The 23,035-nt window shown below is 63.4% G+C and carries 21 protein-coding genes and 2 tRNA genes; 21 read left to right on the top strand and 2 right to left on the bottom strand.

Features of this window, described 5'->3' with window-relative positions:
• Positions 1–42: 42 nt before the first annotated feature.
• The 14 genes from ACEN9G_RS02185 (at position 43) to ACEN9G_RS02120 (ending at position 14,672) form a co-directional block, all read left to right on the top strand.
• A complete protein-coding gene (locus ACEN9G_RS02185; RefSeq protein ID WP_413340057.1) occupies positions 43–363 on the top strand; it encodes a PilZ domain-containing protein in 321 nt (106 codons plus the stop codon).
• A 509-nt stretch (positions 364–872) separates the two neighbouring features.
• On the top strand, positions 873–1,916 hold the full coding sequence (pstS, locus tag ACEN9G_RS02180; protein ID WP_413340059.1) for a phosphate ABC transporter substrate-binding protein PstS: 1,044 nt from the start codon (positions 873–875) through the stop codon (positions 1,914–1,916).
• 194 nt (positions 1,917–2,110) lie between these two features.
• On the top strand, positions 2,111–3,043 hold the full coding sequence (gene pstC / locus ACEN9G_RS02175) for a phosphate ABC transporter permease subunit PstC (RefSeq protein WP_413340067.1): 933 nt from the start codon (positions 2,111–2,113) through the stop codon (positions 3,041–3,043).
• Positions 3,043–3,897, top strand: a complete 855-nt coding sequence (pstA, locus tag ACEN9G_RS02170; protein ID WP_413340061.1) for a phosphate ABC transporter permease PstA — start codon at positions 3,043–3,045, stop codon at positions 3,895–3,897. The genes pstC and pstA overlap by 1 nt, the downstream gene beginning before the upstream one ends.
• Before the next feature lie 25 nt (positions 3,898–3,922).
• Positions 3,923–4,729: a phosphate ABC transporter ATP-binding protein PstB gene (gene pstB, locus ACEN9G_RS02165; RefSeq protein WP_413340069.1), complete on the top strand. Its 807-nt coding sequence runs from the start codon at positions 3,923–3,925 to the stop codon at positions 4,727–4,729.
• Positions 4,730–4,764: 35 nt separating this feature from the next.
• Positions 4,765–5,469, top strand: a complete 705-nt coding sequence (gene phoU, locus ACEN9G_RS02160; RefSeq protein WP_056127954.1) for a phosphate signaling complex protein PhoU — start codon at positions 4,765–4,767, stop codon at positions 5,467–5,469.
• Between the two features lie 3 nt (positions 5,470–5,472).
• The gene (locus ACEN9G_RS02155) at positions 5,473–6,165 is read left to right on the top strand and encodes a response regulator (protein ID WP_413340064.1); all 693 of its coding nucleotides are present in this window, start codon (positions 5,473–5,475) and stop codon (positions 6,163–6,165) included.
• A 13-nt stretch (positions 6,166–6,178) separates the two neighbouring features.
• Positions 6,179–7,471 carry a phosphate regulon sensor histidine kinase PhoR gene (phoR, locus tag ACEN9G_RS02150; RefSeq protein WP_413340066.1) on the top strand — a complete coding sequence of 431 codons (1,293 nt, stop codon included), beginning with the start codon at positions 6,179–6,181 and terminating at the stop codon, positions 7,469–7,471.
• A 73-nt stretch (positions 7,472–7,544) separates the two neighbouring features.
• The gene (locus tag ACEN9G_RS02145) at positions 7,545–8,483 is read left to right on the top strand and encodes a patatin-like phospholipase family protein (RefSeq protein ID WP_483127627.1); all 939 of its coding nucleotides are present in this window, start codon (positions 7,545–7,547) and stop codon (positions 8,481–8,483) included.
• Between the two features lie 43 nt (positions 8,484–8,526).
• Positions 8,527–8,934, top strand: coding sequence for a heme-binding protein (locus tag ACEN9G_RS02140; protein ID WP_413339241.1), 408 nt, complete (start codon positions 8,527–8,529; stop codon positions 8,932–8,934).
• A 283-nt stretch (positions 8,935–9,217) separates the two neighbouring features.
• On the top strand, positions 9,218–10,381 hold the full coding sequence (carA, locus tag ACEN9G_RS02135; RefSeq protein ID WP_413339243.1) for a glutamine-hydrolyzing carbamoyl-phosphate synthase small subunit: 1,164 nt from the start codon (positions 9,218–9,220) through the stop codon (positions 10,379–10,381).
• A 10-nt stretch (positions 10,382–10,391) separates the two neighbouring features.
• Complete coding sequence (gene carB, locus ACEN9G_RS02130; protein WP_413339245.1) at positions 10,392–13,622, top strand: carbamoyl-phosphate synthase large subunit; 3,231 nt, start codon at positions 10,392–10,394, stop codon at positions 13,620–13,622.
• Between the two features lie 125 nt (positions 13,623–13,747).
• On the top strand, positions 13,748–14,221 hold the full coding sequence (gene greA, locus ACEN9G_RS02125; RefSeq protein ID WP_413339246.1) for a transcription elongation factor GreA: 474 nt from the start codon (positions 13,748–13,750) through the stop codon (positions 14,219–14,221).
• Positions 14,222–14,231: 10 nt separating this feature from the next.
• Positions 14,232–14,672 (top strand): DUF4149 domain-containing protein, encoded by a 441-nt coding sequence (locus tag ACEN9G_RS02120; RefSeq protein WP_413339248.1) that lies wholly within the window; start codon positions 14,232–14,234, stop codon positions 14,670–14,672.
• A gap of 50 nt (positions 14,673–14,722) precedes the next feature.
• Here the strand turns inward: ACEN9G_RS02120 and yhbY are convergent, their stop codons facing one another.
• The gene (gene yhbY, locus ACEN9G_RS02115; RefSeq protein ID WP_413339250.1) at positions 14,723–15,190 is read right to left on the bottom strand and encodes a ribosome assembly RNA-binding protein YhbY; all 468 of its coding nucleotides are present in this window, start codon (positions 15,188–15,190) and stop codon (positions 14,723–14,725) included.
• Positions 15,191–15,233: 43 nt separating this feature from the next.
• On the opposite strand from yhbY, the gene ACEN9G_RS02110 reads away from it, so the two are divergent.
• The 7 genes from ACEN9G_RS02110 (at position 15,234) to ACEN9G_RS02080 (ending at position 21,672) form a co-directional block, all read left to right on the top strand.
• Complete coding sequence (locus tag ACEN9G_RS02110; RefSeq protein WP_413339252.1) at positions 15,234–15,881, top strand: RlmE family RNA methyltransferase; 648 nt, start codon at positions 15,234–15,236, stop codon at positions 15,879–15,881.
• 346 nt (positions 15,882–16,227) lie between these two features.
• Positions 16,228–18,105: an ATP-dependent zinc metalloprotease FtsH gene (gene ftsH, locus ACEN9G_RS02105; RefSeq protein WP_413339254.1), complete on the top strand. Its 1,878-nt coding sequence runs from the start codon at positions 16,228–16,230 to the stop codon at positions 18,103–18,105.
• A 72-nt stretch (positions 18,106–18,177) separates the two neighbouring features.
• A complete protein-coding gene (gene folP, locus ACEN9G_RS02100) occupies positions 18,178–19,020 on the top strand; it encodes a dihydropteroate synthase (RefSeq protein ID WP_413339260.1) in 843 nt (280 codons plus the stop codon).
• Positions 19,021–19,038: 18 nt separating this feature from the next.
• Positions 19,039–20,379 (top strand): phosphoglucosamine mutase, encoded by a 1,341-nt coding sequence (gene glmM / locus ACEN9G_RS02095; RefSeq protein WP_056127993.1) that lies wholly within the window; start codon positions 19,039–19,041, stop codon positions 20,377–20,379.
• 63 nt (positions 20,380–20,442) lie between these two features.
• Positions 20,443–20,519 (top strand) — tRNA-Pro (locus ACEN9G_RS02090).
• Positions 20,520–20,571: 52 nt separating this feature from the next.
• A tRNA-Arg gene (locus tag ACEN9G_RS02085) sits at positions 20,572–20,648 on the top strand.
• Between the two features lie 88 nt (positions 20,649–20,736).
• A complete protein-coding gene (locus ACEN9G_RS02080) occupies positions 20,737–21,672 on the top strand; it encodes an MBL fold metallo-hydrolase (protein ID WP_413339256.1) in 936 nt (311 codons plus the stop codon).
• Between the two features lie 4 nt (positions 21,673–21,676).
• Here ACEN9G_RS02080 and ACEN9G_RS02075 read toward each other — a convergent pair whose 3' ends face one another.
• Positions 21,677–22,978: a family 1 glycosylhydrolase gene (locus ACEN9G_RS02075; RefSeq protein ID WP_413339258.1), complete on the bottom strand. Its 1,302-nt coding sequence runs from the start codon at positions 22,976–22,978 to the stop codon at positions 21,677–21,679.
• Positions 22,979–23,035 lie beyond the last annotated feature (57 nt).

The raw sequence follows: 23,035 nt of genomic DNA, 5'->3' as shown, positions 1-23,035 counted from the left end.
ACCTATAATGCCCCTCGTTTTTAAAAGATTCACAGGCTTATCGTGGCAATAGATCAGAGGCAATCCGCACGCAAGATCCTGAAGGTGCGGGCAGTCCTGGCGATGGAGGGCCAGACCCCCGTCCAGGGACGTACATCCGACATCGGCTCCAATGGCGTCAGCATTACCGTGCCGCATCCGCTGCAGACGGGGCAGACGGGCCAGGTCGGCTTCGACCTGCTCGTCGACGGCACGCCGTTTCCCCTGCATGCGCGCGTCAAGGTGATGTATTGTATTTTCAGCAATGGCGAGTTCAAGGCCGGGTTGCAGTTCATGAACCTGGACCTGGCGGCGATGAGCCAGGTGTCACGCTTCCTGCGCTGATTCATTGGCCGGTTGACAAGAAAAGCGGCGGGTGCCTTGGGCCCCGCCGCTTTTTCTTTGATGAGACCTCTGCGGCCCCCAATGCTATTCGTGATAGCGGTCGTGCAACCTTTGTGAACTGCCGATGCCTTCGGAAATCACCCCATACAGCACGAGGACGACCATCCCGGTCAGCATGCCTGTAATGAATAACATACCGTTCGAACGCCGTTGAGCGCTCCCTCCCCCATCTGTCATTCGAGATTGTAGGACTACTCCTCCATACTGCATAAACACTTTCAAATTAGCATAAGAAAAAGTATTTACAAGGCGCTTTTTCTCGACCTCGGAAGAGGGTGGAACCGTAGATTGTGACAGCGGTCGAAGGGCTGTGTGACATGTTATTTCGGGCGGTCACATTATGCGCCGCGCATGTCATATGGCCAGGCTGGCCATGTCATAAAGCCGTCATATTTGCTCACTACACTGCGCAGCATCAACCGTGTCACACCTAACCAAAGGACCTTGATATGCGCATGAAGCAACTGCTGGCAACCATCATCATCGGCACCACCGCCGCGTTCGCGAGCACCGCGACCCTGGCTGCCGACATCACCGGTGCTGGTTCCACCTTCGCCTACCCGATTTATTCGAAATGGGCGGAGATGTACAAGAAGACCAGCGGCAACGGCCTGAACTACCAATCGATCGGCTCCGGCGCCGGCATCAAGCAGATCAAGGCCAAGACGGTCGATTTCGGCGCATCGGACATGCCGCTGTCGGTCGAAGACCTGAACGAGGCGGGCCTGGTGCAGTTCCCGACCATCATGGGCGGCGTCGTCGCCATCGTCAACCTGGACGGCGTGGCGCCGGGCCAGCTGAAACTGACCGGTCCGGTCATCGCCGACATCTACCTGGGCAAGATCGCCAAGTGGAATGACAAGGCGATCGCCGCGCTGAATCCGGGCGTGAAGCTGCCGGCCGAAGACATCACCGTCGTGCACCGCGCCGACGGCTCGGGCACCTCGTTCCTGTTCACGAACTACCTGTCGCAGACCAACCCGGACTTCAAGGCGAAGATCGGTGCCGGCACCGCCGTGAAATGGGCTGTCGGCGTGGGTGGCAAGGGCAATGACGGCGTCGCCGCCAACGTCCAGCGCATCAAGGGCTCGATCGGCTACGTCGAATGGGCATATGCCAAGAAGAACAAGCTGGCCCATACCCAGCTGAAGAACCGCGACGGCAATTTCCTGCAGCCGGACGACGACGCGTTCAAGGCCGCCGCCGCCAACGCCGACTGGGCCAAGGCACCGGGCTTCGGCGTGGTGCTGACCGACCAGCCCGGCAAGGCCGCATGGCCGATCGTCGGTGCGACGTACGCAATCATGCACAAGTCGCAAGCCGATGGCGCCAAGGGCAAGGAAGTGCTGAAGTTCTTCGACTACGCGTTCAAGAACGGTGCTGCCGCCGCCGCTGAGCTGGACTACGTGCCGATGCCGGCTGCGACCACCAAGCTGGTGGAAGACGCCTGGAAGGCCAACCTGAAGGATGCTTCGGGCAAAGCGCTCTGGTAATTGAGCAATACCCGACACGTGGGTAGCGCCGCTCCCACCTCCCGGCGCGAGGTCGGGCAGGTGGGAGTGGCGCGTTTTTGCTTCTAGGTAATAAATTGGACAAACACATGAACGCACACCCCGCGCTCGCCGCCGACGAGGCCGGCCAGGCCGCGTTGCAGGAAGAAGCCCGCAACGTCGCACTGCGCAATACCATGCGCGTGCAGCGCATCCAGGACTTCATCTTCCACAAGGTGACCCTGTTGTTCGCCGCGAGCGTCCTGATCGTCCTCGTGGGCATCATTATTTCCCTGGCGATCGGGGCGGCGCCTGCGTTCCGCGAATTCGGCGCGTCCTTCCTCACCACCAACGAGTGGGATCCCGTCAACGACAAATTCGGCGCGCTGATCGCCATCACGGGTACGCTGGTCACGTCGATCATCGCGCTGCTCGTCGCCTTTCCCATCAGCTTCGGCATCGCGCTGTTCCTCACCGAGATCTGCCCGGCATGGCTGCGCCGCCCGATGGGCATGGCCGTCGAACTGCTGGCCGGCGTGCCGTCGATCATCTACGGCATGTGGGGCCTGTTCGTGTTCGCGCCGCTGTTCGGCGACACCATCCAGCCGTTCCTGAAAAAGACGCTCGGTGTGCTGCCGTTCATCGGCCCGTTCTTCCAGGGGCCGACGATGGGCCTGGGCCTCCTGACCGCCGGGATCATCCTTGCCGTGATGATCATCCCGTTCATCGCGTCCGTGATGCGCGACGTGTTCGAGATCGTGCCGGCCGTGCTGAAGGAATCCGCATACGGCCTCGGCTGCACGAAATGGGAAGTCGTGCGCAAGATCGTGCTGCCGTACACCCGCGCCGGCGTGGTCGGCGGCGTGATGCTGGGCCTCGGCCGCGCGCTGGGCGAGACGATGGCCGTCACGTTCGTCATCGGGAATGCCAACGACATCAAGCTGTCGCTGTTCGCGCCGGGTAATTCGATTTCCTCGACGCTGGCCAACGAATTCGCCGAAGCCAGCTCGCAACTGCACGTGTCCTCGCTGTTCGCGCTGGGCCTGATCCTGTTCGCCATCACGTTCATCGTGCTGTCGGCCGCCAAATTGATGCTCGTCGGGATGTCCCGCAAGGAAGGGGTGAAGTAATGGATGCCGTTGTCAATTCCGTCTATCGGCGCCGCCTGCTGGGCCACCGCATCGGCATCGCCCTGTCCGTGCTGGCGATGGCCGTCGGCCTCGGCTTCCTGCTGTGGATCCTGGAGACCCTGCTGGTCAATGGCTTCGGCGCACTGTCGCACACGCTGTTCACGATGGACACGCCGGCGCCGGGCAGCCCGGGCGGCCTGCGCAACGCGATCGTCGGCAGCCTCATGATGGTAGGCCTGTCCACGGCGATCTCGACGCCGGTCGGCATCCTGGCCGGCATCTATCTCGCCGAGTACGGCCAGAACAGCAAATTTGCCGCCGTCACGCGCTTCGTCACGGACATCATGCTGTCGGCGCCGTCGATCGTGATCGGCCTGTTCGTGTACGCCCTGTGCGTGGCGCGCTTCGGGCATTTCTCCGGCTATGCGGGCACGATCGCGCTGTCGCTGATCGCGATCCCCGTCGTCGTCCGCACGACCGACAACATGCTGCACCTGGTGCCGAACAGCCTGCTGGAAGCGGCGTTCGCGCTGGGCGCGCCGCGCTGGAAAGTGGCGATGACGGTGCGCCTGCGCGCCGTGAAGGCGGGCGTGGTGACCGGCGTGCTGCTGGCCGTGGCCCGCATCGCCGGCGAGACGGCGCCGCTGCTGTTCACCGCGCTGAACAATCAGTTCTTCAGCCTCGACATGAAACAGCCGATGGCCAACCTGCCGGTGGCGATCTACCTGTTCGCGATGAGCTCGTACGAAGACTGGCGCAGCCTCGCCTGGGGTGCCGCCCTGCTGGTGACGTTCAGCGTGCTGCTCCTGAATATCCTGTCGCGGACCCTGTTCCGCCAAAAGAACCCGCAATAAGTTGACGAAGATCCCAGATCCCATGATGACCCAGACCCTGTCCACCCCGTCGCAAACGACGCAAGGTTCGAAGCCCAAGACCAAGACCATCGAGATCTCCGGCCTGGACTTTTATTACGGCAAGACGAAGAGCCTGAAGAACGTCAACCTGGACGTCCACGACAAGCAGGTCACCGCGTTCATCGGTCCGTCGGGCTGCGGCAAGTCGACCTTGCTGCGCACGCTGAACCGCATGTACGACCTGTACCCGGGCCAGCGTGCCGAAGGCGCTATCCTTTACCGCGGCCGGAATATCCTGGAACCGGGTGTCGACGTGAACATGCTGCGCGCCAAGATCGGCATGGTGTTCCAGAAGCCGACGCCGTTCCCGATGTCCATCTACGACAACATCGCATTCGGCGTGCGCCTGTACGAAGACCTGTCGAAAGGCGAGATGGACGAGCGCGTGGAATGGGCGCTCAAGAAGGCCGCGCTGTGGACCGAAGTGAAGGACAAGCTTAACAAGAGCGGCCTGTCGCTGTCCGGCGGCCAGCAGCAGCGCCTGTGCATCGCGCGCGGCGTCGCGGTGAAGCCGGACGTGCTGCTGCTGGACGAGCCGACGTCGGCGCTGGACCCGATCTCGACGTCGAAGATCGAGGAACTGATCAGCGAACTGAAGGGCGACTACACGATCGCCATCGTCACGCACAACATGCAGCAGGCCGCACGCTGCTCGGACTACACGGCGTACATGTACCTGGGCGAACTGGTGGAATTCGGCGAGACCGACCAGCTGTTCCTGAACCCGGTGCGGAAAGAGACCCAGGATTACATTACGGGCCGTTTCGGTTGATGCGGTAAGATTACATTATTGAACAGGATGAACACATGGTAGGCGAGCACTCTTCCAAGCAGTACGACCAGGAACTGGAAGCGATCCGGTCGAAAGTGCTGCTCATGGGCGGCATGGTGGAAACGCAGTTCGACGAGGCGGTGAATGCGTTCCGCGTCGGCAACACCGAGCAGGCCGACAAGGTGGTGGCGGACGACCACGCCGTCAACCAGCTCGAAGTGCAGCTGGACGACGCCTGCAGCCACCTGATCGTGCGCCGCCAGCCGGCCGCCAACGACCTGCGTACGATCATGGCGACGATCAAGGTGATCACGGACCTCGAGCGCATCGGCGACGAGGCCGCCAAGATCGCCCGCACGGCCAAGAGCCTGCACGAGCGCGGCATGGTCAGCTTCAACCACTACGAGACGGTGCGCACGATCTCGCGCGCGACGGCCGACATGCTGCACGACGCGCTCGACGCGTTCGCGCGCCTGGACGGCAAGGCTGCCGTGCAGATCATCGCCCAGGACGACGTGATCGACCACGAGTTCCGCACCATCATGCGCAGTACGATCACGTTCATGATGGAAGACCCGCGCACGATCTCGTCGGCGCTGGACGTGCTGTGGGTGGCCAAGGCCATCGAGCGCATCGGCGACCACGCCAAGAATATCGCCGAGTACGTGATCTACGTCGTCGAGGGGCGGGACATCAGGCATAGCAAACCACAAGCCGTCGCGGCTGGCGGAGAAGGGTGATCGATGGCGGCCAACACGAGCGTCCTGATTGTCGAAGATGAGCCGGCGATCGTCGAACTGGTGAGCTATTCGTTGCGCGAGACGGGCTGGGAGATCCGCACGGCCGCCAACGTGGCGGCGGCCTGGGATTCGATCGTGCACGGCAGGCCCGACCTGCTGCTGCTGGACTGGATGCTGCCCGACCAGAGCGGCCTGCGGTTGCTGTCGCGCCTGCGCGGCGACCGCGATTTCCAGGACATCCCCGTCATCATGCTGACGGCGAAGAGCATGGAAGAGGACAAGATCGCGGGGCTCAATACCGGCGCCGACGACTACGTGACGAAGCCGTTCTCGCCGCGCGAACTGGTGGCCCGCTCGAAAGCGCTGCTGCGCCGCAAGAGCCCGCACCTGGCCGAGGCGCCGCTGTCGGCCGGTCCGGTCATGCTCGATCCGGCCAGCTGCACGGTCACCCTGGACGGCCGCCAGCTCGACATGGGCAATGCCGAATACCGCCTGCTGAAATTCCTGATGGCGCACCGCGAGCGCGTGTTCTCGCGCAGCCAGCTGCTCGACAAGGTGTGGGGCGACGCGGCGGCCGTCGAGGAACGCACGGTCGACGTCCACGTCCTCCGGCTGCGCAAGGCGTTGAAGGAAGCCGAAAAGCTGATCAAGACCGTGCGCAGCGTAGGCTACATGCTGTCCGAAAAAGAAAAATAGAAAGGTCGCCCGCTTGAATCCTCGCGTCATGTTCTGGGTCCCGGCGTTGCTGCGCCTGGGCCTGATGCTCGCGGTCGCCGGCATCGCGTGGTGGCTGCTGGGCCCTGTCTCCGGGCTGGCGCTCGCGCTGCTCATCACCCTCGGCCTGCTGATTTCCCAACTGGCCTACCTGCACAAGCTGGGCGAGTGGCTCGACGACCCGCAGAGCACGAAGCTGCCGGACGGGTGGGGCGCGTGGACCGACGTCTTCGCGCGTTTGTACCGCCTCCGCCGCGACGACGAACGCAACCGCGACGAGCTGACGGAATGGCTCGCGCGCTTCCGCCAGGCCATGCACCTGCTGCCGGAGGGCGTGGCGATCATGGACGACGTCCTGTTCCTCGAATGGTGCAACCCGGCGGCCGAGCGCCACCTGGGCCTCACGCTGGAACACGACAAGGGCCGGCGTGTGACGAACCTGATCCGCCACCCCGAATTCATCGACTACCTGATCCTCGGCCGCTACGAACAGCCGCTCACCCTGTCGATCCGCGGCCGCAAGCTGATCGTGCAGATCATCCCGTTCGAGAACCGCCGGCAAATCCTCGTCACCCACGACGCGACGGACACGGACCGCATCGAGGCGATGCGCCGCGACTTCATCGCCAACGCGTCGCACGAGCTGCGCACGCCGCTGACGGTGATCGTCGGCTTCCTCGAGATCGCGCTCGCCGACCCGGGCCTGGACGAGAAGACGCGCACCGCGCACCTGATGCTGATGACGGAACAGGCGCAGCGCATGCAGCGGCTGATCGAGGACATGCTCACCTTGTCGCGCCTCGAATCGGACGAGTATCCCCTGAAGCGCGAGCGCGTGGACGTGCGGGCTCTCGTCGAACAGGTGGCGAACGATGCGCGCGCGCTGTCCAACGGCCGCCACGAGATCGACTTCGCCGTCGACGGCCCGGACGTGATGGGCAGCAGCGAAGAGCTGCGCAGCGCGTTCGGCAACCTGGCCAGCAACGCCGTGCGCTACACGCCGCAAGGCGGGAAGATCGAGCTGCGCTGGCTGCGCGGCCCGAACGACCTGCGCTTCGAAGTGATCGACAACGGCATCGGCATCGACGAGCAGCACATCTCGCGCCTGACTGAGCGCTTCTACCGCGTCGACAAGAGCCGCTCGCGCGAGACGCAGGGCACGGGCCTCGGCCTCGCCATCGTCAAGCACGTGCTGCTGCGCCACGGCGGCAAGCTCGCGATCCGCTCGGTGCCCGGCAAGGGCAGCGTGTTTACGGCCACGCTGCCGAATACGTCGCTGCCGGGTTAATCGTCCGACCATCATCTTACGCGGCGCTTAAACCGGGGCCGGCAAACGGGCGGGATCGGGTTACAATCTCGGGATGACCTTCTCCCGACGTTCCCTTCTTGCCACGCTCGGCGCCGCGGCACTGCTCGCGGGCTGCGGCTCCACGCCCACGCAGCCGGCCGCCCCGGTGGCCGCCACGCCGGCGCCCCTTCCTCTGCGTCACGTGAAAATCGCGCTCGCCCTCGGCGGCGGCGCCGCGCGCGGCTTTGCCCACATCGGCGTGATCAAGGCCCTGGAAGCCCAGGGCATCGTGCCCGACATCGTCGTCGGCACGAGTGCCGGTTCCGTCGTCGGCGCGCTGTACGCGTCCGGCTACAACGGTTTCCAGCTGCAGAAGATCGCCCTCGACATGGACGAGACGACGATTTCCGACTGGGCCATCCCGTTCTTCAGCAAGGCCCCCGGCGTGCTGAAAGGGGAGGCGCTGCAGACCTATGTGAACAAGGCCGTGCACAACCAGCCGATCGAAAAACTGAAGATTCCGTTCGGCGCCGTCGCCACGGACCTGAAGACGGGCCAGCCGATCCTGTTCCGCCGCGGTAACACCGGCATGGCCGTGCGCGCGTCGTCGTCCGTGCCCGGCGTGTTCCAGCCGGTCGTCATCAGCGGCCGCAGCTATGTCGACGGCGGCCTCGTCGCCCCGGTGCCCGTTCGCTTCGCGAAGGAAATGGGCGCCGAATTCATTATCGCGGTTAATATCTCCAGTGCGACCGAGGCGCAGGCCACCGCGAGTTCCGTGGACGTGCTGATGCAGACGTTCACCATCATGGGCCAGCGCCTGAACCAGCACGAGCTGAAGGATGCCGACGTCGTCATCACGCCGGCGCTGGGCACGATGGGCAGCGCCGACTTCACCGGCCGCAACCTGGCCGTGCTGGCCGGCGAGCAGGCCGCGGCCGGCGTCATGGCCGACCTGAAGGCCAGGCTGAAGGCCAAACAAAGCACGCCGGCCCCGCTGTCGGCCGCGCGCTGATCGCAGACCTTTTTTGTAACGCCACACGAAAGAAAGACTCAAGATGCAAACCAAGCCCGTCCTTACCCTCGAAGACATCAAGAAGATCGCCGCTGGTGCCGAAGCCGAAGCGGTCGCGAACGGCTGGAAAGTCGTCATCGCCATCTGCGACGACGGCGGCCACCCGCTGTGGCTGCAGCGCCTGGACGGCGCCGCCCCGGTGTCGGCCCACATCGCCCCGCAAAAGGCCAAGACGGCCGCGCTGGGCCGTCGTGAGTCGAAGATCTACGAGGACATGATCAACAACGGCCGCGTGTCGTTCGCCCGCGCGCCGGAACTGGACGGCATGCTGGAAGGCGGCGTGCCCATCGTCGTCAACGGTGAAGTCGTCGGCGCCGTGGGCGTCTCGGGCGTGAAATCGGCGGAAGACGCGCAGATCGCCAAGGCCGGTATCGCCGCGCTGGGCCTGTAATTACGTTTCCGTCAAGTCGGCGGGCGTGGTGCGACAGATCGTCGCGCCCGCCCGCCGATTTTTTCTGCAGGGTATTTAGAGGAAAAACGTAGGGCAGGCGATTGCCGGCCGATATAAATCACGCTATAATTCAGAGGTTTAGCCATCACTTATCTGCCGTAGCGACTACCCACCCAAACCTCTATCTAGCGACCTGTGACACTGGGCGAGATGCATGCCCACACCCCCTGTCCGGGCCGGTCTGACGTGGCGCAGCCTACGGCAACTTTATCGGGAGTTGCCCTTGCCGCCATTTTTTTCTGGCCCAGCCGTTCCAGCCATCCTCGCTCTGGCAGACGGAACCATTTTCAAAGGATATTCGATCGGCGCCGCCGGTCACACCATCGGTGAAGTGGTATTCAATACCGCCATCACCGGGTACCAGGAAATCCTGACCGACCCCAGCTATTCGCGTCAGATCGTCACGCTGACGTACCCCCATATCGGCAACTACGGCATCAATGCCGAAGACGTCGAAGCCTCGAAAGTCCACGCCGCCGGCCTGATCATCCGCGACCTGCCGCTGCTGGCCTCGAATTTCCGCTCGACCCAATCGCTGGCGGACTACCTGAAGCAGGAAAACGTCGTCGCCATCGCCGGTATCGACACCCGCAAGCTGACCCGCATCCTGCGCGAGAAGGGTGCCCAGAACGGCGCGATCCTGACCGGCACGCAGGGCAATGAGCCGTCGGAAGCGCAGGCGCTGGAACTGGCGCGCTCGTTCCCGGGCCTGAACGGCATGGACCTGGCGAAGGTGGTCTCCGTCAAGGAACCGTACACCTTCGACCAGACCGAATGGAAGCTGGGCGAGGGCTACGGCAAGCAGGAGAACCCGCAGTTCCACGTCGTCGCCTTCGACTACGGCGTCAAGCGCAACATCCTGCGCATGCTGGCCGAGCGCGGCTGCAAGATCACCGTGCTGCCGGCGCAAGCCACCGCGGAAGAAGCCCTGGCGCTGAACCCGGACGGCATCTTCCTCGCCAACGGTCCGGGCGACCCGGCCGCCTGCGACTACGCGATCGCCGCGACGAAGAAAGTGATCGACTCGGGCATCCCGACGTTCGGCATCTGCCTCGGCCACCAGATCATGGCGCTGGCCTCGGGCGCGCAGACCGTCAAGATGAAGTTCGGCCACCACGGCGCCAACCACCCGGTGCAGGACCTGGATTCGAAGCAGGTCATGATCACGTCGCAGAACCACGGCTTCGCAGTGGATGCCGCGACGCTGCCGGCTAACTGCCGCGTGACCCACGTCTCGCTGTTCGACGGCTCTTTGCAGGGTTTCGAGCGCACCGACAAGCCGGCGTTCTGCTTCCAGGGTCACCCGGAAGCGTCGCCCGGCCCGACGGACGTCGCCTACCTGTTCGACCGTTTCATCAGCAAGATGCAAGCCCACGCCAGCAAGTGAGAAGAAATAAATGCCAAAACGTACTGACATCAAAAGCATCCTGATCATCGGCGCGGGCCCGATCGTCATCGGCCAGGCGGTCGAATTCGACTACTCCGGCGCCCAGGCCTGCAAGGCGCTGCGCGAAGAAGGCTACAAGGTCATCCTGGTCAACTCGAACCCGGCGACCATCATGACGGACCCGGAAACGGCCGACGTCACCTACATCGAGCCGATCACGTGGAAGGCCGTCGAGCGCATCATCGACAAGGAGCGTCCCGACGCGATCCTGCCGACGATGGGCGGCCAGACCGCGCTGAACTGCGCGCTGGACCTGCACCGCCACGGCGTCCTCGACAAGTACAAGGTCGAACTGATCGGCGCGACGCCGGAAGCCATCGACAAGGCCGAGGACCGCTTCAAGTTCAAGGAGGCGATGACGAAGATCGGCCTCGGCTCGGCCCGTTCCGGCATCGCCCACTCGATGGACGAAGCGCGCGCCGTGCAGCGCGAACTGGGCTTCCCGACCATCATCCGTCCGTCGTTCACGATGGGCGGTTCGGGCGGCGGCATCGCTTACAACGAAGAAGAATTCGAAGCGATCTGCAAGCGCGGCCTGGAAGCGTCGCCGACCTCCGAACTGCTGATCGAAGAATCGCTGCTCGGCTGGAAAGAGTACGAGATGGAAGTCGTCCGCGACAAGAAGGACAACTGCATCATCGTCTGCTCGATCGAGAACCTGGATCCGATGGGCGTGCACACGGGCGACTCGATCACCGTCGCGCCGGCACAGACGCTGACGGACAAGGAATACCAGATCATGCGCAACGCGTCGATCAACGTGCTGCGCGAAATCGGCGTCGACACGGGCGGCTCGAACGTGCAGTTCTCGATCAACCCGAAAGACGGCCGCATGATCGTCATCGAGATGAACCCGCGCGTGTCGCGTTCGTCCGCTTTGGCTTCGAAGGCGACCGGCTTCCCCATTGCCAAAGTTGCAGCGAAATTGGCGGTAGGGTTCACGCTGGATGAGCTGCGCAACGAGATCACCGGCGGCGCGACCCCGGCCTCGTTCGAACCGTCGATCGACTACGTCGTCACCAAGATCCCGCGCTTCACGTTCGAGAAATTCCCGACCGCGGACAAGCACCTGACGACGCAGATGAAGTCCGTCGGCGAAGTGATGGCGATGGGCCGCACATTCCAGGAATCGTTCCAGAAAGCGCTGCGCGGCCTGGAGGTCGGCGTCGACGGCCTGAACGAAAAGACCCGCGACCGCGAAAAGATCGAGGAAGAACTGGGCGAGCCGGGTCCGGAGCGCATCTGGTACGTGGGCGACGCGTTCGCACAGGGCTTCACGCTGGAAGAGGTGCACAACCTCACCAAGATCGATCCGTGGTTCCTCATCCAGATCAAGGAAATCGTCGACATCGAACTGTGGCTGGATCACCAGAAGCTGGAAAGCCTCGACAAGCCGACGCTGTACAAGCTTAAGCAGAAGGGCTTCTCGGACCGCCGCCTCGCGTTCCTGATGCAGACGACGCCGGAAGCCGTGCGCGCCAAGCGCCACGAGTTCGGCATCCGTCCGGTCTACAAGCGCGTCGACACCTGCGCCGCCGAATTCGCGACCAACACCGCGTACATGTACTCGACGTACGACGAGGAATGCGAGTCGAACCCGACCGACAAGAAGAAGATCATGGTGCTGGGCGGTGGCCCGAACCGCATCGGCCAGGGCATCGAGTTCGACTACTGCTGCGTGCACGCGGCCCTCGCGATGCGCGAAGACGGCTACGAGACCATCATGGTCAACTGCAACCCGGAGACCGTGTCGACCGACTACGACACGTCCGACCGCCTGTACTTCGAATCGCTGACCCTGGAAGACGTGCTGGAAATCGTCGACCTGGAAAAGCCGGAAGGCGTGATCGTCCAGTACGGCGGCCAGACCCCGCTGAAGCTCGCGCTGGACCTGGAAAAGAACGGCGTCCCGATCATCGGCACGTCGCCGGACATGATCGACGCGGCCGAAGACCGCGAGCGCTTCCAGAAGCTGCTGCAGGATCTGGGCCTGCGTCAGCCGCCGAACCGCACCGCGCGCACGGAAGCCGACGCGCTGGCGCTGGCGTCCGAGATCGGCTATCCGCTCGTCGTGCGTCCGTCGTACGTGCTGGGCGGCCGCGCGATGGAGATCGTCCACGAGCAGCGCGACCTCGAGCGCTACATGCGCGAAGCCGTGAAGGTGTCGAACGATTCGCCGGTGCTGCTGGACCGCTTCCTGAACGACGCGATCGAAGTCGACGTCGACTGCATCTCGGACGGCGAGACGACGTTCATCGGCGGCGTGATGGAACACATCGAGCAGGCCGGCGTGCACTCGGGCGACTCCGCGTGCTCGCTGCCGCCGTACTCGCTGTCCCAGGCGACCATCGATGAACTGAAGCGCCAGACCTCGCTGATGGCGAAGGCGCTGAATGTCGTCGGCCTGATGAACGTGCAGTTCGCGATCCAGCAGTCGGAAGTCGACGGCCAGACCGTGGACACCGTGTATGTGCTGGAAGTGAACCCGCGCGCCTCGCGTACCGTGCCGTTCGTGTCGAAGGCGACGGGCCTGCAGCTGGCGAAGATCGCCGCGCGCTGCATGGTCGGCCAGACGCTCGCACAGCAGGGCGTCACGAAAGAGATCGTCCCGCCGTTCTACAGCGTGAAGGAAGCCGTGTTCCCGTTCGTGAAATTCCCGGGCGTCGACACGATCCTCGGCCCCGAGATGAAGTCGACGGGCGAAGTGATGGGCGTGGGCACGACGTTCGGCGAAGCGTTCGTCAAGTCGCAGCTGGCCGCCGGCATCACCTTGCCGACGACTGGCCGCGTGTTCCTGTCGGTGAAGGGTTCGGACAAGCCGCGCACCGTGAAAGTGGCGCGCGACCTCGTCGAACTGGGCTTCTCGCTCGTCGCGACGAAGGGCACCGCGGCCGTCATCGCCGCCGCCGGCATCCCGGTCACCCCGGTCAACAAGGTGATCGAAGGCCGTCCGCACATCGTCGACATGATCAAGAACCACGAGATCGCGATGGTGGTGAACACGGTCGAAGAGAAGCGCAGCGCCATCGCCGACTCGCGTACGATCCGTACGTCGGCACTGCAGGCGCGCGTGGTCACCTATACGACCATCGCCGGCGCCGAGGCGGCCGTGCAGGGCATGCGTCACCTGGACGAGTTGCGGGTGTACGATTTACAAGGCCTGCATAAAACCTTAAACTAAGCGGCGATGCGGTAACATAGCAGCACCGCTTAGCAGTACCCAAGACCACAGAGTTCGCGCGGCTTGCGCCGTGCGGCTCTGTGGTTTTCACTTGGTACGTCCGCAAACACTGAGAACAGAATACGATGAACACTCCATTGACCAAATTCGGCGCCGAGAAGTTGAAGGAAGAGCTGCACCAGCTCAAGACCAAGGAACGCCGCAACGTGATCGATGCGATCGCCGAGGCGCGCTCGCATGGCGACCTGTCGGAAAACGCCGAATACGACGCCGCCAAGGAGCGCCAGGCCTTCGTCGAGGGCCGCATCGCCGAGCTGGAACAGAAACTGTCCACCGCGCAGATCATCGACCCGGCCACGCTGGATGCGGAAGGCCGCGTGGTGTTCGCCTCGACCGTCGACCTCGAAGACCTCGACAACGGCCAGAAGGTCACCTACCAGATCGTCGGCATGGACGAGGCCGACCTCAAGGAGAACAAGGTCTCCGTCACGTCGCCGATCGCGCGCGCGCTGATCGGCAAATACGCCGGCGACGTGGTCGAAGTGCAGGCCCCGTCCGGTCCGCGCGAATACGAAATCCTGGAAGTCCGTTACGTCTAAGTTCGCCACGATGCTTGCCAGTGCGCGCGTGCTGCTTGCCGCCCTGTGGGCCGGCAGCGTGTGGGCCGTCAGCTACCTGGCCGCGCCGAGCGCCTTTGCCGTGCTCGACAGCACGCAGGCCGGCAATGTCGTCGGCGTCATGCTGACGCGCTCGGCCTGGCTGGCGATTGCGCTCGCCGCGCTGCTGGCGCTGCTGACGTCGCGTGCGGCGGATGTCGACGCGCGGCGCAAGCGCTGGCTGTATGCACTGATCGTCGGCATGCTGGCATGCAGCCTCGTCGTCTACCTGGGCCTGCAGCCGATGATGGCGGCGATCCGCGCAGCGGCCGGGCCGGCCGGCGTGCGGGCGTCGCCGCAGTGGGGGACATTCGCGGCGCTGCATGGGGTGTCGCAGGTGTTGTACCTGGCCGAGAGCATCCTTGGCGCGCTTCTTGTTGTGAAGGCCCGCTGAGGCATAAAAAACCGGGGTAGCGGCCCCGGTTAATTTTTGGTGAACACGGCTTATTTCAGGGCCGTCTTCTTGGTGCTGGCCTGACGTGGCTTGGCCCGTTTGATGTTGCCGCCTTGCGTGACGCGCTCGTTACCTTTCAGCAGGACCTTGGTTACGGTCGGCTTCTTGGTGCCGCTCGGGCTCGGCTTGACGATGGTAACTTCGCGCAGGCCCTTGCCGGCCTTCGTCGAACGTTCCTTGACGTCATCCTTCTTCGGGCGGTACAGCACGAGCAGCTTGCCGATGTGCTGGACCGGCGCGGCGTCGAGTTCCGCGCAGATGCGTTCGTAGATCGCGATGCGCTCTTCACGGTCGTCGCCGAACACGCGTACCTTGATGAGGCCGTGTGCGTCGAGGCTGGACGAGACTTCCTTCATGACGGCCTCGGTCAGGCCGTCTGCGCCGATCATGACGACAGGATTGAGACCGTGGGCTTCCGCACGCAGCGCTGCACGCTCGACCGGTGTAAGTTTGATCATGATGTTATTTTGAGATACCTATTAAAAGCAGTATTTTACGCGAATGGCCAAGAACAAATTCAATAAAAACTGGATCCACGATCACATCAACGATCCGTATGTCAAATTGGCACAGAAAGAGGGCTATCGGGCTCGTGCGGCCTACAAGCTGAAGGAAATCGACGAAAGCGAAAAGCTCATCAAGGCGGGCCAGGTGATCGTCGACCTCGGCTGCACGCCCGGCAGCTGGGGCCAGTACACGCGGCGCAAGCTGGCCGGCGGCGACGAGGGCGGCATCAAGGGCACGATGATCGGCCTGGACATCCTGCCGATGGAGCCGATCGCCGACATGCATTTCATCCAGGGCGATTTCCGCGAGCAGGAGGTGCTCGACGAGCTGGCGGGCGTTCTCGAAGGCCGCATGGCCGACCTCGTGCTGTCCGACATGGCGCCGAATCTCTCCGGTATTCCGTCGGCGGATGCGGCGCGCATGGAGGATTTGATCGATCTCGCTATTGAGTTCTCTCAAATGCACCTCAAACCTTCAGGGGCATTGTTGGTGAAATGCTTCAAGGACATGGGGTTCACCCAGGTCCTGGAGAAGTTCCGCACCGAATTCAAGGTCGTCAAACAGATCAAACCGAAGGCCAGCCGCGACAAATCCTCGGAAATTTTCCTGCTGGGGCGTGGGCTGAAAAATCCGGCCGCCTGAAATTGCGAAAATCGACGGAAACGCCCTTGATTTCCTGCAGTACAACCGCACATCAGCAAAGGACAGCCACGTCTGTGTGCATGATGGCTGCGCAACGGAAATAAAAACCGGCTATAGTGGAGAAAAGGGAACCTTGAAAAACCGTCGCGAGCGGCCGCAATGTTGTGTGAGAAGCGCAGCTGTACGAGAGTACAGCGAGCATCGCAGCACGACAGTGCAACGCGCAGCAGGTTTTTCAACGTCCCCGAAGGCACTATGGCGGTCGTGCGTGGCACGGGCTGCTTATTGCGGTAAAATCTGCCTTTGAAAAAATGGGAAAAGATGCGTTCGCATCAGAGGAGTCTTCGTGAATAATATGTTTTCCAAATCCGCCATCTGGGTGGTCGTCGCGCTGCTGTTGTTCATGCTGTTCAAGCAGTTCGACAACCACAGCGTCGCGGGCGGCAGCAAGACCATTGCTTATTCCGAGCTGCTCGATGACGTCAAGGCGAAACGCATCAAGGACGTCGTGATCGAAGGTTCGAGCATCACCGCGACCCGCACCGACGACAGCAAGGTCCGCACCACCGCGACCATGCTCGACCGCGGCCTGATCGGCGACCTGCGCGACAACAACGTGCGCTTCGACGTCAAGCCGCCCGAGGAGCCGTCGTTCCTCCAGCAAGTCTTCATTTCCTGGTTCCCGATGCTGCTCCTGATCGGTGTCTGGGTGTTCTTCATGCGCCAGATGCAGGGCGGCGGCAAGGGCGGGGCGTTCTCGTTCGGCAAGTCGAAGGCGCGCATGATGGACGAGACGAACAACACCGTCACGTTCGCCGACGTCGCCGGCTGCGACGAAGCGAAGGAAGAAGTGGGCGAGATCGTCGACTTCCTGAAGGATCCGACCAAGTTCCAGAAACTGGGCGGCCGCATCCCGCGCGGCGTGCTGATGGTCGGTCCCCCGGGTACCGGTAAGACGCTGCTGGCCCGCGCCATCGCCGGCGAAGCCAAGGTCCCGTTCTTCTCGATCTCCGGTTCGGACTTCGTCGAGATGTTCGTCGGCGTGGGTGCGTCCCGCGTGCGCGACATGTTCGAGAACGCGAAAAAACACTCGCCGTGCATCATCTTCATCGACGAGATCGACGCCGTCGGCCGCCACCGTGGCGCCGGCATGGGCGGCGGCAACGACGAGCGCGAACAGACGCTGAACCAGCTGCTGGTCGAGATGGACGGCTTCGAGGCATCGTCGGGCGTGATCGTGATCGCCGCGACCAACCGTGCCGACGTGCTGGACAAGGCGCTGCTGCGTCCGGGCCGTTTCGACCGCCAGGTGATGGTGGGCCTGCCGGACATCCGCGGCCGCGAACAGATCCTCAACGTGCACATGCGCAAAGTGCCGATCGGCACCGACGTGAAGGCCGACATCCTGGCGCGCGGCACCCCGGGCTTCTCCGGCGCCGACCTGGCCAACCTGGTCAACGAAGCCGCGCTGTTCGCCGCGCGCCGCAGCAAGCGCCTGGTCGAGATGAGCGACTTCGAAGACGCGAAGGACAAGATCTTCATGGGTCCGGAGCGCAAGTCGATGGTCATGCGCGAGGAAGAGCGCCGCAATACCGCGTACCACGAGTCGGGCCACGCGGTGATCGCCAAGCTGCTGCCGAAGGCGGACCCGGTGCACAAGGTCACGATCATGCCGCGCGGCTATGCCCTCGGCCTGACCTGGCAGTTGCCGGAGCACGACAGCCTGTCCGGCTACAAGGACAAGATGCTGGAAGAGATCTCGATCCTGTTCGGCGGCCGTATCGCCGAGGAGATCTTCGTCGGCCAGATGTCGACCGGCGCATCGAACGACTTCGCCCGCGCGACCAAGCTGGCCCGCTCGATGGTGACCCGTTTCGGCATGTCGGAAAGCATGGGCGTGATGGTCTACGAGGATGATCCGAACGAAGGCTTCTTCGGCGGCTCCGTGAAGACGATCTCCGAAGCGACGCAGCAAAAGGTCGATGCCGAGATTCGCAACATCCTCGACATGCAGTACACGCTGGCCCGTCGCCTGCTGGAAGAAAACCGCGACAAGGTCGAAGTGATGACGAAGGCGCTGCTCGAATGGGAAACCATCGATGCCGACCAGATCAACGACATCATGGCCGGCCGCGAGCCGCGCCCGCCGAAGTCGGTGGTCCTGACCAAGCGCACGCCTCCGAGCGACAGCGGCGTCGCCCCGAACGCGACCGCCCCGGCCTGACCAGCGCGGTCTCTCCTCGAAAAGGCACCCCGAGCGGGTGCTTTTTTATTCTTCATTCCGTTGGTTTTCGTCATGCGTCAATATCTGCAGTGCGGCCGTTTCGGCTATAACCTCGCCCAGCGCCCCCTGGTCATGGGCATCCTCAACGTCACCCCCGATTCCTTTTCCGACGGCGGCCGCTACCAGGGCCTCGAATTCGCCGTGGAGCGGGCCGAACAGATGATCAAGGACGGCGTCGACATCATCGACATCGGCGGCGAATCCACGCGGCCGGGCTCGCCCAGCGTCTCCATCGACGAAGAACTGCGCCGCGTCATGCCGGCGATCTACGCGTTGCGCGAACTGGGTTATCCGCTGTCGATCGATACCTGCAAGCCCGAGGTGATGCGCGAGGCGATCATCGCGGGCGCCGACATGATCAACGACATCAACGGCTTCCGGGCGCCCGGCGCGATCGAGGCCGTGAAGGACAGCGATTGCGGGCTGTGCGTAATGCATATGCAGGGCACCCCGCAGGACATGCAGGCACAGCCCGAATACGTCGACGTCGTGGCCGACGTGATCGCCTTCCTGCGCGAGCGGATCGATGCGCTGCTGGCGGCGGGTGTGGCACGCGAACGCATCACGATTGATCCCGGATTTGGTTTTGGGAAGAGTGTCGAGCATAATTATGCTTTGCTCCGGAGCATAAACCGCATGGAAAGCGAACTGGGCCTGCCCGTATTGGCGGGCCTGTCGCGCAAATCGATGATCGGCGCCGTGACGGGCCGCAGCGTCGAGCAGCGGCTGGCCGGCAGCCTGGCCGGTGCGCTCGCTGCGGTAGCGCAGGGCGCCCGGATCGTGCGGGTCCATGATGTGGCAGAGACGGTGGACGCGCTGAAGGTCTGGCAAGCGGCCACTACGAATAATCAATAGATGAAGAGAATTTAATTAATGGCACGCAAATATTTCGGTACCGATGGCGTACGCGGCCTGGTGGGCAAGTCGCCCATCACCCCTGACTTCGTGATGCGGCTGGGCTATGCCGCCGGCAAGGTGCTGGCCAAGGACAAGGCCGGCACCAGCGAACGTCCCACGGTCCTGATCGGCAAGGACACGCGCATTTCCGGCTACATGCTGGAAGCGGCGCTGGAAGCCGGTTTCTCGGCAGCCGGCGTCGACGTGATGCTGGCCGGTCCGATGCCGACCCCGGCCATCGCGTACCTGACGCGCGCACTGCGCCTGCAGGCCGGCGTCGTGATTTCGGCCTCGCACAATCCTTTCCAGGACAACGGCATCAAGTTCTTCTCCGGCCATGGCACCAAGCTGCCCGATGCCGTCGAGCTCGAAATCGAGGAGATGATCGACCAGCCGATGGGCTGCGTGTCGTCGGAAAAGCTGGGCCGGGCCACGCGCCTGCGCGACGCGCAGGGCCGTTACATCGAATTCTGCAAGAGCACGTTCCCGAACGAGCTCGACCTGCGCGGCCTGAAAATCGTCGTCGACTGCGCCCACGGCGCCGCCTACAACATTGCGCCGCACGTGTTCCATGAACTGGGCGCCGAAGTCATCGAGCTGGGCACCAAGCCGGACGGCTTCAACATCAACGACGGCGTCGGCGCGACGGCCCCGAAGGCGATGGCGGCCGCGGTGGTCGAGCACGAGGCCGACCTCGGCATCGCGCTGGACGGCGACGCCGACCGTTTGATCATGTGCGACGCCAAAGGCCGCCTGTACAACGGCGACGAGCTGCTGTACGTGATGGTGCGCGCGCGCATGGCGACCGGTCCGGTGGCCGGTGCCGTCGGCACCCTGATGACCAATATGGCGCTCGAAGTGGCGTTCAAGGACATGGGCATCGGTTTTGCGCGCGCGAAGGTCGGCGACCGCTACGTGCTGGAAATGATGCAGGACCGCGGCTGGCTGCTGGGCGGCGAAGGCTCGGGCCACCTGTTGGCACTGGACAAGCACACGACCGGCGACGGCATCGTGTCGGCACTGCAGGTCCTGACCGCGCTCAAGCGTTCCGGCCAGGGCCTGGCCGAGTGCTGCAGCGACCTGACGCTGTATCCGCAGACCCTGATCAACGTGCGCGTGCAGCCGGGTACGGACTGGACGAAGAACGCGGCCGTCGTGGCGGAGAAGGAAAACGTCGAGCGCGAACTGGGCGACAATGGCCGCGTGCTGATCCGCCCGTCCGGCACGGAACCGCTCGTGCGTGTCATGGTGGAGGCGAAGAACGCGGAACTGGCCGAGTCGATGGCCAAGCGCATCGCCGCGCGCTTCGAAGTCTGACCATCCGCCGGGGCGAGCCCCTTCATTGACGCCTCCCTCCCGGCGGGGTATGATCGTCCCAATCGGAGTGTAGCGCAGCCCGGTAGCGCACCTGCTTTGGGAGCAGGGGGTCCAAGGTTCGAATCCTTGTACTCCGACCACCGTTTGCAAACGGGCTGTCCTCGACGGCCCGTTTTCATTTATGAAGCCATACTGCCCATAGCTCAGTTGGATAGAGCATCAGCCTTCTAAGCTGAGGGTCGCTGGTTCGAACCCAGCTGGGCAGGCCATCCCCATCCTTTCGTTGACTGCAGGCTAGCGAACGCCGGCGTGCAAACCCCCATGCTAGCCTTGACTCGACAACGGCAAGGAGGCGACATGGTGATGGTCCGGGTGGTGTTGACGATGGTGATGTTCCTGTCGGGTTGGGCGGTCGCACTCGCGCAAACGAAGGCGCCCGAATCCGCCAAGCTCGCACTCAGGCTGCCACCGGCGGGCGCGCCCGCTGAAGCGAACGGCACCGTCCAGTTCATCGGCACCGCGACGGTGCTGATCCGCTACCAGGGCTTCACGATCCTGACGGATCCGAATTTCCTGCACAAGGGCGACCACGTGCACCTCGGCTACGGCATCACGTCCGAACGCCTCACGAATCCAGCCCTGACTCTCGAACAGTTGCCGCCGATCGATCTCGTCGTGCTGTCGCACTTGCACGAGGATCACTTCGACAAGCTCGTGCAGGAAAAACTCGACAAGAACATTCCCATTATTACGACCAAGGCGGCGGCGAACAAGCTCAAGGACATGGGCTTCCAGCGCACGTTCGGCCTGTCGACGTGGGACCGGATCGACGTCGAAAAAGGCGAGGCCCGGCTGCGCATCACGGCGGCCCCGGGCCGCCACGGCAAGGCGGGCATGCAGGCGCTGCTGCCCTCGGTGATGGGATCGGTCCTCGACTTCGGCCCGAACACGGCGGCCCCGGCCTATCGCATGTATGTAAGCGGCGATACGTTGATCTACGACGACCTGAAGGCGATCCCGCAGCGGTTTCCCGGTGTCGACCTGGCCCTGCTGCACCTGGGCGGCACGCGCATCCTGGGTGTCTTCAAGGTCACGATGGACGGCAAGGACGGCGTGACCCTGATGCAGATCGTCCAGCCGAAAAAGGCGATTCCCATCCATTACGACGATTACGATGTGTTCAAGTCGCCGCTGTCGGACTTCGCACGGGAAGTGAAGGCGGCCGGACTCGACCAGCAGGTCGTCTACCTGGCGCACGGCGGTACCTACACGTTCGGGCCCAGCGAACACTAATCGATTACTCGCGCTCTTCGGTGCGCGGCGCCAGGGTTGCGTCGTCGTCGAATGGCCAGCCGCTCGGCGGCGGCACATGGCGCTGGAATTCGTGCGGCATCACGATCGGCACCTGCAGGCAGACGCTTTGCGTCGGCAGCACTTCCATCCACGCGCGCACGAGCTCCTTGTAGGCGATGCCGACGGGACGGATCTTGCGGTCGAGATCGAACAGGCCCAGCGCATTGACGTTGCCGTTGTTCTCGCGCAGGGCCGTGTCCCAGTCGACCTGGTCCGTCAACGAATACCAGGTGAACCCGACGAGCGGCACGCCGTTGTTGCGCACGCGCAGGACGTTCGCCCACTCCTTGCGCAGCCAGTGCACGGCCTCGTCGCCGCGCGGCCCTTCGCACAAGTTCGTTTCCGTGTGCATCACGGGCAGCCGGTAGCGGTTGTAGTACTGGTGCGTGATGACCGCATAGCCGAAGATCTCTCCCGCCGCCCGCGTGAGCCCGTCCGCCGACACATAGTGCTCGTTGGTCTGGTAATAATCGTTGCCCATGATGCAGTGGTGCTTCAGATTATTGTTCAGGAAGAAGTGATACTCCTCGCGCGTCATGCCGTTATCCATCATGTATTCGTACATTTCGGAATCGACGCGGCGGCCGTAATTCAGGTCCAGCGACAGGAAGCGGCGGGAGTTGTACAGCTCGGCGGGGCCGATGGCGGACGGGCTTTCGGCGTGAAAGTATTCCGTCGATTCGCTTTGCACGAACAGGGCGTCCGGACGCACTTGCAGGATCGCATGCATGGCCAGGATGTTCGCCTTGACGAGGTTCTTCGTCGCCGTGACGAAGCCGCGGTCCGTCGTCAACTGCTCGTTCCACCAGCCGTACAGGGCGGAGAAGAGGGCGCAGATCGACATCTCGTTGATCGGCGTGTACAACTGCAGCCATGGGTAGCGCCGCGCGAAGGTGCCGGCATACTCGGCGAACAATTCGGGAAAATCCGGATTCTGGAAGTTGCCGATCCAGTCGGGCACGCCGAAGTGGCACAGGTCGACGATCGATGCGATGTTGCGCTGGCGCAGGTCGTTGAGCGCCAGGTCGGCGAATTCCCAGTCGTAGCGCTTGGGCCCGAGCCACGTCTTGTGCAAGGGCGGCCCGTAGCGCAGGACTTTCAAGCCGAGTTCCTGCACGAGGTCGAAGTCCGTGCGCCAGTATTTGTAGTGGCCGCACTTTTCCATCTCGTCCATGCGCACACGACCGTTGTCGATCGTGGGGATGCTGTTTTCGATACCCGTAGCGAAAATAAATCCTGGCGACATGCGAACCTCTGGCTGCTGATCGGTCCAATTCATTGTAGCCGGGATTGCAAACAGCGT

The organism is Massilia sp. Masssp94 (assembly GCF_059491305.1).
Note: the sequence above shows the minus strand (reverse complement) of the source record. Positions and strands in the feature narration are given on the sequence as shown.